Below are 10051 nucleotides of genomic sequence, written 5' to 3'. Positions count from 1 at the left end.
GGCGAGGCACCAGCGTCGCGGCGAGGAAGGCCACGGCGATGTAGCCGAAAAGCGTGACCGTGGTGCCGATGGCGACGAGGCCGATCGTCTCCTGGTAGTCGTCGCCGAGATTTTCCCAATAGGAGTGGAACAGCAGCGGCAGCGGGGTGATGACGGCGAACAGCAGCAACAGCTGAACGGCTTCATAGAGGAAGCGCCGGACCTCGTAGGGGTTCGCATTGCGCACCTTGCAATAGTCCGCCGTGGTCGGCACGGCCGGCGATCCATGCCAGTGCTCGCCATCCGGGATGCTTTGCCCGCGCTGCAGCGAGGACGAATGGCCGAGCTGGCCGCCGTCGCCGATCGAGGTGTCGATGTCGAGCGTCGAGCCGACGCCGACGAAGGCGTCGCGACCGATGGTCAGCGGTCCGGTGTGGATGTAGCCGGCCTGCGCCCGGTAGCCGAGGATCATCGATTCCTTGCGCAGGATGGTGTTGGCGCCGATCGAGATCAGATCGGTGCAGACGGGGATGGAACGCGACTCGATGACCGCGTTGTGGCCGAGCCTGGTGCCGAGCAGCCTGAGATAGAGGCTATAGAGCGGGCTGCCCCGGAACAGCACGACGGGCGCGGTGCGGATCAGCGTCTTGACGACCCAGAAGCGGTAATAACGCAGGCCCCAGATGGGGAACGCTTCGGCCTTCCAGCGGCCGATCAGCACCCATTTGGCAAGCACGGCGAAGCCGGTCATGCCGAAGAAGACGCCGGCCGACAGCGCGACGCAGCGCAGGTACAGCTGCAGCGGATCGTCGAGCGCCTCATACATCCAGTTGAGGCCGATGTTGAACGCCCACAGGCCCAGATAGCTGTAGACGCCATAGAACATGAGCTGCGCGACGCCGCAGGTCCAATAGGCCAAATTCGAGGCCCGGCGGGTGAGGACGGGCTCATAGGTGGCCGTCGTCATGGCGTCCGCCATGCCCAGATGCTCGGCCAGGCGCGCCACGGTCGGATAGAGATAGATGTCACGCATCGACGTCGTCGCCCATTCCGTGCGGGTTCGCACCCGCGCGCAGAAATGAGCCATGAGCAGCGAGTTGGCGCCGAGATCGTCGAAGAAATTGTCCTCGACGGACACTTCCTCGAATTTCAGCACCTCGGCCAGCGCGGCGGCCAGGAAGCGCTCGTCGTCGGTGCGGGGCGCCACCATGGCGCGGTCGCCCGAAAGCCGGACGCTGGTCGGCCTCGGCAACTGGCGAAGGTCGACCTTGTTGGAGACCGTCATCGGGATGGCGGGCAGTTCCTCCAGATAGGAGGGCACCATGTAGTCGGGCAGGCGCCGCTTCATCACCTTGGCGATATCGGCGCGCGCGATCGCCGGCTGGCCTGATTTGGCGGCGTAATAGGCGACGAGCTCGACGCGGCCGGGCTCGATCTCCCAGGTGGTGACCGCGGCCTGGGCGATCTCGGGCTGGTCGAGCAGAACCGCCTCGATCTCGCCGAGCTCAATGCGGTAGCCGCGGATCTTCACCTGGGTGTCGATGCGGCCGGCATATTCAATCTCGCCGTCGTCGTTGATGCGGCCGAGGTCGCCGGTTCGGTAGATGCGCTTCGACGGGTTGTTAGGCAGGCCGATGAAATCGGAGATGAATTTCTGCTCCGTCAGGTCGGGCCGGTTGAGATAGCCGACGGCCAGGCCGATGCCGGCAATGCCGATCTCGCCCAGTTCGCCGGGCTCGGCAAGCTGCGGCAGCGACGGGTCGAGAATGACGATGGAGTAGGTGGGCAGCGGCGCGCCGATGGTCACCGGCCGACCGGGCGTCAGTTCGCCCATGGTTGCCGTGACGGTGGCTTCGGTCGGGCCATAGGTGTTGAGGATCTTGCGGCCGGGCCTCGACCAGCGCACGACCAGATTGTGCGGGCAGGCCTCGCCGCCGACCAGCAGCGTGCGCAGGCTGGGCACTTCCGATGTGATCGACGACAGCAGGGTCGGGCTGCAGGCCATGCAAGTGATGGCGTGCTGGCGCAGGAAATCCGCCAGCTCCTCGCCGACCAGCGGCAGTTGACCGGGCGCCGGCACCACGGTCGCGCCGGCGACGAACGGCACCCAGATCTCCTCGGAGGAAAAGTCGAAGGCAATGGTCATGCCCTGGTAGACGCGGTCGCCCGGCTGGTAGCCGTAGGAGGCGGCGGCGACCCGGATGAAGTTGACGAAGCTCTGGTGGCGCACGGCGACGCCCTTGGGCCTGCCTGTCGTGCCCGACGTGTAGAGGATGTAGCAGATGTCGTCGGCCGCAGCGTTGGCCGGCGCCTTGTGCGGCTTCAGCGGTGCGTCGGACTGGGCGGAGATCTCGGCGGCGGCGCTGTCGATGAGCAGATGCGGAACCGCCAGCTGGCCGGCACGCGACGCGTAGGCGGCGATGGTGACGATCATGCTGACGCCGGCGTCGTCGATGATCAGCTCCATGCGCTCGCGCGGGAAGGCCGTGGCCAGCGGCACGAAGGCCGCGCCGGCCTTGATCACGCCGAGCAGGGCGACATAGGTTTCCGCCGAGCGGTCGAGGATGAGCCCGACCCGGTGGCCCGGCCGCACGCCGCGCTTGCCCAGCAGGCGGGCGAACTGGTTGGCGCGCCGGTCGAGCTCCTGATAGGTCCAGGCGCGTCCCTCGGAGATCACCGCCGGCAAGGCGGCGAATGTCTGGGCGAGCTGCTCGAAGACCTTGTCGAGCCGCTCGTCGGGCCGGCCCGCGCGGGCGAAGTCGGCTCCGGTCAGCACCTGGCCGTGCGCGGCGAGCGAACGCCGGGCGCTTCTCATGAGCGCGTCGACGCCTGGCAAACCATCTCCGCTCAGCCCATGTCCGGCCAGCCCGGTTTCGGGCTCGCCGCCCGGTCCCGCCGTGTCCCGCTCGAGTGCGGCGATGTCGACACCGTGATCCATGTCCAAACTTTCCGGTCCTGCGAAGCCTTGAACGGCATGACGCGCCCGGCCTGGTTGCCCTGGCTGGGTCGCGCTGTTCGGGATGGTTATGCCATCCGATCTTTTCGGCAGTTTTTCCGAACTGTTGAATCTTGTTTCTGAAGTGTGTCTGGAGGCGGGGAAAATCCCGGTTTCGCGCGGTCCCAGCGCCTCGGATCGGCCCGTGCAGAATAAATCTCGCAGCCGCCGGGAATAAAGCGCGGGCCTTCCGGGTCTTCACTACAGCGGGGCCAAACCGGCCCGCGACCCGAAGAAACGAAACAAGGACCTATCAAAATGAACAAGCTCGCTCTCAGCGTGGCTGCGATGTTGCTTGCCTCGAGTGCCGCGTTTGCCGGCAGCGACCATTACGGCGCCGACAATGCCAACCAGCCTGCCGTCGACACCAATGCGACGGCCTCGATCCCCTATACGGCCCAGCAGAATGGCGTCGACGCCAAGGTGACGACCGGACCGAGCCAGGTCTCGGTGCAGGACATCATCGCCGAGCACAATCGCGACAGCAACTGGGGCCGCTGAGCGCGCCCCCGATCTTCAAGCAATCCTTCAACAAACAGGAACCATCGACATGAAAAACATCGCTCTCACCGCCGCCGCCATCCTCCTCGCCACCACCGGCGCCTTTGCCGGCAGCGACCATTTCGGCCAGGAACCCGCCAGGCCGGCGGCAGCCACGGTCGACACCACCCGCACCGCTTCCATCGCCAAGCCAGACATGCCCGGGCACGGCATGAAGACGACGGTGACATCCGACGCGGACGAACCAGGCCAGGGCATCTGGGGCAACTGAGTTCGCGGGCTTCGGCGCCGAATCCCGACGGCGCCGACCCCGACCGCGTCGGGACGGAGGGCCAGGGCTTCGGCCCTCCGTCATCTCTTTCCCCGGCTGGCCGGCTGACGCCTGGCCGCCGGGACCTGGCCTTTTCGCGACCCTAAGCCACACCCAACCCACAGGAGACCACCATGTTCAGCATGACACGCCGCACAGTGCTTCAATCGGCCGCCGCAGCGGCCGCCTTCGGCCTTGCCGGCAAGCTTGAATTTACCCGGCCCGCCTTCGCGCAGACGCCGGTGGAGCCGTCCGTCGGCTTCTACAAATACACGGTCGGCGACATCGAGGTGACCGCCATCTATGACGGCATCTGGAAGAAGCCGCACGACCCGGCCTTCATCGCCAACGCCTCGGTCGACGACACCAAGGCGGCACTCGCCAAGGCGGGGCTGACCACCGACTTCATGCCGATCCCGCTCACCGTCGTCGTGCTCAAGATGAACGGCAAGCTGATCATGATGGATGCCGGCTCGGGCGTCGGCCAGTGGCAGACAAACGCCACGCATCTGCCGGCCAACATGGCCGCCGCCGGCATCGACTACAAGGCGATCGACACCATCATGATCTCGCATTTCCACCCCGACCATGTCTGGGGCCTGATGGAGAAGGGCAGCAACGCGCCGGTGTTCCCGAATGCCGAGCTGATCGTCAACGCAACCGAATACAATTGGTGGACGGACCCCGGCCGGTTGGCCAAGCTGCCGGAAGGCCGCAAGCCGGCGGGCAAGCGCATCGCCGACAACTTCCCGAAATGGAAGAACTGGAAGCTGGTCAAGGATGGCGCCGAGGTGGCGCCCGGCATCCAGGTCATCGCCGCGCCAGGCCACACGCCCGGCCATTCAGTGTACCTCGCCAATTCCGGCAAGGAACAGCTGATGATCTCGGCCGACACCATGTATGTGCCGGCACTGCTGGCGCCGCATCCGGAATGGCGGGGCAGCTACGACCAGGATGGGCCGACGGCGATCACCACGCGCCACAAGATCATCGACCGGGTGATCGCGGACAACATCCGCATTTCCGGATCGCATTTCCCGTTCCCGGGCACCGGCGTCTTCGTCAAGGACGGCAATGCCTACGGCTTCACACCGGTTCAGATCTGAACGCGGCAATCCAAACAAAGCGAGACAGACAATGAAACAATCCTATCTGGGCAAGCATGCCCTTTACGGCCTGCTCGGCGCCGTCGCCGTGCTGACCGTGGTTCCCGTCGCCACCATAATGCCGGCCTATGCGGTGGACGACATCGAGGGCGCGGACGCGCCCGACCTGACCGCCGTCCAGGCCAAGATCGCCGCCAAGGACTACAAGGGCGCACTGGCCGACCTGCGTGACCTCGCGCAGGACAACCAGCAGCCCGACGTCTACAACCTGCTCGGCTTCACGCTGCGCAAGACCGGCGACTTCGCCACCGCGCTGACCTATTACAACAAGGCGCTGGAGCTGAAGCCCGACCACAAGGCCGCCCGCGAATATCTGGGCGAGCTCTATGTCGAGACCGGCGACATGGCCAAGGCCAACGAGCAGCTGGCTTCGCTGCAGAAGCTCTGCCCGGCTGGCTGCGAGGAACTCGCCGACCTGCAAAAGGCGATCGACACCAAGGTGACGCAGTAAGGTCGTGACCCGTCCTTCTCCCCACGGACGTGGTGACGGGCATGAGCTTGCCCATGCATTGTCTTATGCTGCGTCGGTCGACCCCCACTCCGTCTCGGCTTCGCCGAGCCACCTTGCCGGGGCGAGCCACGGGTCTCGCCCGTCCTTCGGACCCCCCGATCGACGGGGGAGAGGAAAGGCGCCAGGCTTTTTGCCGTCAACACGCGTCCAGCGAGGCTCCCTTCCTTTCCCTCCGGAGGGGGGAAAGGTGGCGCTGCGAAGCAGCGACGGATTGGGGGAACCACGTGGCAATCAAGCCTTGGACTGATCAGTCACGGGGTGGGCAGAGGTGGCTGGGCGAAGCCGAGAAGGAGGGGGCGCCGACCTCAACCCGAAGTGAACCGTAGCTCGGGCGCTTGTGGCTGGCGCCCATTGCGGGAGCCGGCACCTCTCCCTCAGACCGGCTCCGGCCTTTTTGAACAATCGACATCGCAGCGCCGTTCTCGCGCGTCCCACTGGGTGCGCGGCGCCTGCCTGTGCTAGAAATTGGAGGCTGACCCATGACACTCACCGAAATCGACGCGAAGCTCACCGGCCTCGCCACGAAATACCACATCAGGGACGCAGCCCTGCTCGCCGGCCGGCTGCTGCTGTCCATCCTCTTCCTGCATGAAGGCGTGACGCTCGCCACCCATTTCGACGCCGCCGCCAGGGCGATGGCGGCCCAGGGCGTCGGCCTGCCGCTGTTCGTTGCCACTCTGGCGCTGCAGCTCGGGGCAGGACTCGCCATTGCAACCGGCCTGCTGACGCGGCTTGGCGCCATCGGGCTCGGCCTGTTCTGCCTGGCGACGGCCATGCTGTTCCACACGGATTTCGCCAGCCAGAACGAACTGCTGCATTTCGAAAAGGACCTCGCCATAGCGGGCGGCATGTTCGTGCTGACCGTCGCCAGTGCGGGTCGGCTCTCGCTGGACCGGCTGGTGGTCGCCTATCTGCAAAAGCGCCGGCGCGACAGGGAGATGCTGGCGGCGCTGCAGGCGGTGGAGAGCCACGCCTGGGTGGGCGAGGTGAAGCTGCCGGTCTGAGCTGATGTGGCGGCCGGGCATCACCCGGCCGCCGCCTGTCAGCCGTCGTGGAACAAGCGCCCGCGCTCCGCATTCTATGACCCAGATGGGCTCGAGGAGTGTGGGATGAAAACGGTGTTGGGGATGGTCGGCAGCTTGGTGCTCAGCCTGTCGATGCTGGCCGTCGGCGTGTCGTTCGCGGCATGGCTGGTCGCCGCGACCCCGGCTCAGCCCCGGGCGCGTGCCGCGAGCGTTGCCGACCTGTGGACCAGGGATGTCCGCAAGGTGGACAAGGCGTCGCTCACGCTCGAACGCGTGCCCGCCGCCCCGCCGGCCGCGCCCGATGCCGCCGCGCGAGCGCAGGCGCCGCGCCCAGAGACCGCGGTGGCCGTGGTGGCCGAGGCGCAGGCGCAGCCGGCGCTTCCGGCCGAGCATGTCAGCTGGTGCGCCGACCGCTACCGCTCCTACAACCCCGAGGACAACAGCTACCGGTCCTATGGCGGACAGCAGCGCCCCTGCGTCTCGCCCTATCTCGCGGCCAATGACAATGGCGACATCATTCGCGCCGACACGGCCGTCCAGTCCGCCACCGAGGTCGGCTATGTCGAGACGGCCGCGGCGGAAACGGACAGCATGGTGGCGGCCACCGACCTGTCGGCCGGCCATGTCGAATCCTGCCTTGGCCGCTATCGCTCCTACCGGCCGGAAGACAACAGCTACCAGCCCTTTTCCGGCGGTCCGCGGCGCCAGTGCGAATAGCGCAGGCGCCTGACCGGCGCTGACTTCCTTCGTGCCGATGCGGGTGCATTCCACGCCGGAGTGCGTCTTTACACCGCTTCCCACCACGCCGGCTCCCACACAAACACCACGCCCCTATTGAAGCCGCCAACAGCGCGACAACGAACCGAGACGGTCGTGCGCTGACAGCATGCCGCCGCAAGGACCCCGCGAGGGTCGCGGCCGGCCGGCTTCGCCCGAAGAGCAACAAGCACGGTCTCAGCAACGCGACGCGGGCGGCGCGTGGAGGCCAGATGAACTTTGAAAAGATGGAACACTGACATGAAGAGAACTGCACTCACCCTTGCCTCGTTGCTGCTTGCCTCCGGCATGGCCGTTGCCGGCAGCGACCACTTCAACGCGGATTTCGTGCCTGCCGCGGGCAGCTATCCGACCAGCCATGCGATGCTTTTGGGCGACGCCCAGGCGGTCGACCCGAGCGTCACCACGAGCATCAACGGCGCGATGGGCGCGCATGCCGGCATGCCGGCCGATTCCGGCCAGGGCATCTGGGGCCGCTGATCTCAGCGGACGTGCCTGAGGCCGGCATCCAGGCGGCGGCCACCCCCGCCGCCTGGATCGACCGCGCTGCGCCGATCACGCAAAATTTTTGGATCATTCGCAAGGGATCGACGTTCATGCCTCACCCCAACAGAGGACATGACATGACCGACGACCGCAGCGACAAGATCCGTGACCGCGCCTATGAAATCTGGCAGCGCGAAGGCGGCGCCCATGGCAGCGACGAGCGACACTGGCACCAGGCCGCGATGGAGATCGACAGGGAATCCGCGCTGCCGCTGACGGCGGACGACGCGCTGCCTGAGACCGGTGAGATCGCCGCCTCCGACGTGCAGGAAGTCGAGGCGCTGGCCATGCGCACCGGCATATCGGGCGACGAGGCGCAGGAGCTGGTCGACAGGCTGGGCAGCGACCGCGTCGCCACCGAGCAGGCCGCGCGCACGCTCAAGACAAGGCGCAGATCCTGATCGGCGCCAAAGCCCCGATGCCAACCCTGACAAGAGGAGAGCGAGATGATCCGCAAGCTCAAGGACGGGAAATACCGGCTCTATTCGCGCAAGAAGGACGAGAAGACCGGAAAGAGGCGCAACCTCGGCACGTTCGACAACCGCGAGGCGGCCGAGAAGCATGAGAAGGAAGTGCAGTATTTCAAGCGGCATTGAGGAACGAGCTGGGGAGGGACGCCTGCCTGGTGCCCGATTGCCGCTGGATTTTTCGCTACGACGATGTCGTTGTAGGGCATGAACCTTCTCCCGGCCCTGGCGCCCGATCCCTACATCCTGATCCTGCTCGGCGCGGGGTTCCTCATCGCGCTTGTCGCCTGGCTGCCGCTTGCCCTCAAGCGGCTGCCGCTGTCGCTGCCGATCGTGTGCATCGCGCTCGGCATGGCGATCTTCTCGCTGCCGCAGGTCACGCTCAGCCCGCTGCCGATGGCCTATCCCGAAGTCACCGAGCGCTTCTCCGAATTCGTGGTGATCATCGCGCTGATGGGGGCGGGCCTCAAGATCGACCGTGTGTTCGGCTTCCGCAGCTGGTCGGTCGCCTGGCGGCTGATCGCCATCACCATGCCGCTCAGCATCCTCGCCATCACCGCGCTCGGCGGATGGTGGATCGGCCTGTCCTGGGCAACCGCGCTGCTGCTGGGTGCGGCACTGGCGCCGACCGACCCGGTGCTGGCCGCCGACGTCCAGGTCGGGCCGCCGCAATCGGGCCAGGAGGACGAGGTGCGCTTCGGCCTGACCTCGGAGGCCGGCCTCAATGACGGCTTCGCCTTCCCCTTCGTGCATCTGGCGATCCTGCTGTCGGCCGTGGCGGCAACCGGCGAGCCGTGGCTGGCGCATTGGCTGTCCTACAATGTCGTCTGGGAGATCGGCGCCGGCGTGGCCGGGGGCTACCTGGTCGGGCGCGCCTTCGGCTGGCTGACCTTCCACGTGCCTGCCAAGACCAAGCTGGCCAAAACCGGCGACGGGCTGATCGCCGTGTCGGCCACCTTCGTCTCCTACGGGCTGACCGAGATCGTCCATTCCTATGGTTTCCTGGCGGTGTTCGTGACCGCGCTGACCTTTCGCCACGCGCACCGCGACCATGATTTCCAGCTCGACATGCACCAGCTGACCGAGCAGATCGAGCGCATCGCGATGATGGTGCTGCTGATCCTGCTCGGCGGCTCAATCGTCGAGGGGCTGCTCGCCTCGCTGACCTGGACCGACGTCGCCGCCGTGGCGGCCATCCTGCTGGTGATCCGGCCGGTGTCCGGCCTGATCGGGCTGATCGGCCACCGCACCAATCTGCGCGAGCGGCTGATCCTGGCCTTTTTCGGCATACGCGGCGTCGGCTCGATCTACTATCTCGCCTACGGGCTGAACCATATGAAAGCCGATCCCGGCGCCGACCGGCTGTGGGCGGTGGTCGGCCTGACGATCCTGTTGTCGATCCTGATGCACGGCCTGACCGTCACGCCGATCATGCGCCGGCTCGACCGCAGCCAGGGCCGCGACCCCGACGAGCACGAGGCGGGGAAGGCGGAGCGCCAGGAGCAGGAGGACGAGGGTGTCGGCGCGCGCGGGTGAGGGGGGCTCGTCAGATCGGCCGGTCCGGTAGGAGGGACTTGCCGGAGCCTGGCTTAAAAATCCGAACATGGCCGGCCCACCGATCTGTCGCGCCACCCTGTCAGGATCGAAGCCGGGCGATATATGGAAAGCCTGGTCCAACCCGATGGAGGACATGGCCGCCATGATCCACACCCAGCCGTCAGCCGATAAGGTGCCGCATGAGCGCGCGTAAGGTCACGCCGCGCGACATCAGGCG

At 66.5% G+C, this 10051-nt stretch carries 11 protein-coding genes; 10 read left to right on the top strand and 1 reads right to left on the bottom strand.

Annotated elements, in window-relative coordinates:
• On the bottom strand, nucleotides 1-2917 hold a 2917-nt coding region (locus tag WC739_RS22400), incomplete at its 3' end, for an amino acid adenylation domain-containing protein (protein WP_372955180.1).
• A 315-nt stretch (nucleotides 2918-3232) separates the two neighbouring features.
• On the opposite strand from WC739_RS22400, the gene WC739_RS22395 reads away from it, so the two are divergent.
• From WC739_RS22395 to WC739_RS22350, 10 genes are all read left to right on the top strand, one after another.
• Nucleotides 3233-3475, top strand: a complete 243-nt coding sequence (locus tag WC739_RS22395; protein WP_372955179.1) for a DUF680 domain-containing protein — start codon at nucleotides 3233-3235, stop codon at nucleotides 3473-3475.
• A 49-nt stretch (nucleotides 3476-3524) separates the two neighbouring features.
• A complete protein-coding gene (locus WC739_RS22390; protein ID WP_372955178.1) occupies nucleotides 3525-3746 on the top strand; it encodes a DUF680 domain-containing protein in 222 nt (73 codons plus the stop codon).
• A 173-nt stretch (nucleotides 3747-3919) separates the two neighbouring features.
• Entirely contained in the window at nucleotides 3920-4891 is a 972-nt protein-coding gene (locus WC739_RS22385; protein ID WP_372955177.1) for an MBL fold metallo-hydrolase, read from the top strand.
• A gap of 31 nt (nucleotides 4892-4922) precedes the next feature.
• A complete protein-coding gene (locus tag WC739_RS22380) occupies nucleotides 4923-5402 on the top strand; it encodes a tetratricopeptide repeat protein (RefSeq protein ID WP_372955176.1) in 480 nt (159 codons plus the stop codon).
• A gap of 539 nt (nucleotides 5403-5941) precedes the next feature.
• Nucleotides 5942-6466 carry a DoxX family protein gene (locus tag WC739_RS22375; RefSeq protein ID WP_372955175.1) on the top strand — a complete coding sequence of 175 codons (525 nt, stop codon included), beginning with the start codon at nucleotides 5942-5944 and terminating at the stop codon, nucleotides 6464-6466.
• A gap of 105 nt (nucleotides 6467-6571) precedes the next feature.
• Complete coding sequence (locus tag WC739_RS22370; protein WP_372955174.1) at nucleotides 6572-7204, top strand: BA14K family protein; 633 nt, start codon at nucleotides 6572-6574, stop codon at nucleotides 7202-7204.
• A 300-nt stretch (nucleotides 7205-7504) separates the two neighbouring features.
• A complete protein-coding gene (locus WC739_RS22365) occupies nucleotides 7505-7744 on the top strand; it encodes a hypothetical protein (protein WP_372955173.1) in 240 nt (79 codons plus the stop codon).
• A 143-nt stretch (nucleotides 7745-7887) separates the two neighbouring features.
• Nucleotides 7888-8211: a DUF2934 domain-containing protein gene (locus WC739_RS22360; protein WP_372955172.1), complete on the top strand. Its 324-nt coding sequence runs from the start codon at nucleotides 7888-7890 to the stop codon at nucleotides 8209-8211.
• A gap of 45 nt (nucleotides 8212-8256) precedes the next feature.
• A complete protein-coding gene (locus WC739_RS22355; RefSeq protein ID WP_372955171.1) occupies nucleotides 8257-8406 on the top strand; it encodes a hypothetical protein in 150 nt (49 codons plus the stop codon).
• 78 nt (nucleotides 8407-8484) lie between these two features.
• Complete coding sequence (locus WC739_RS22350) at nucleotides 8485-9813, top strand: cation:proton antiporter (RefSeq protein WP_372955170.1); 1329 nt, start codon at nucleotides 8485-8487, stop codon at nucleotides 9811-9813.
• Nucleotides 9814-10051: the final 238 nt, after the last annotated feature.

The organism is Mesorhizobium sp. (assembly GCF_041661565.1).
Classification (GTDB): Bacteria; Pseudomonadota; Alphaproteobacteria; order Rhizobiales; family Rhizobiaceae; genus Mesorhizobium.
The sequence above is the reverse complement of the archived record's forward strand: the minus strand, read 5'-3'. Positions and strand labels throughout refer to the sequence as shown.

Excerpts from the sequence above, each read along its gene's own strand:
- WC739_RS22385 (WP_372955177.1), top strand. The coding sequence starts at position 3,920 with ATGTTCAGCATGACACGCCGCACAGTGCTTCAATCGGCCGCCGCAGCG.
- WC739_RS22390 (WP_372955178.1), top strand. The coding sequence starts at position 3,525 with ATGAAAAACATCGCTCTCACCGCCGCCGCCATCCTCCTCGCCACCACC.
- WC739_RS22355 (WP_372955171.1), top strand. The coding sequence starts at position 8,257 with ATGATCCGCAAGCTCAAGGACGGGAAATACCGGCTCTATTCGCGCAAG.
- WC739_RS22360 (WP_372955172.1), top strand. The coding sequence starts at position 7,888 with ATGACCGACGACCGCAGCGACAAGATCCGTGACCGCGCCTATGAAATC.
- WC739_RS22365 (WP_372955173.1), top strand. The coding sequence starts at position 7,505 with ATGAAGAGAACTGCACTCACCCTTGCCTCGTTGCTGCTTGCCTCCGGC.
- WC739_RS22380 (WP_372955176.1), top strand. The coding sequence starts at position 4,923 with ATGAAACAATCCTATCTGGGCAAGCATGCCCTTTACGGCCTGCTCGGC.
- WC739_RS22375 (WP_372955175.1), top strand. The coding sequence starts at position 5,942 with ATGACACTCACCGAAATCGACGCGAAGCTCACCGGCCTCGCCACGAAA.
- WC739_RS22350 (WP_372955170.1), top strand. The coding sequence starts at position 8,485 with ATGAACCTTCTCCCGGCCCTGGCGCCCGATCCCTACATCCTGATCCTG.
- WC739_RS22395 (WP_372955179.1), top strand. The coding sequence starts at position 3,233 with ATGAACAAGCTCGCTCTCAGCGTGGCTGCGATGTTGCTTGCCTCGAGT.
- WC739_RS22370 (WP_372955174.1), top strand. The coding sequence starts at position 6,572 with ATGAAAACGGTGTTGGGGATGGTCGGCAGCTTGGTGCTCAGCCTGTCG.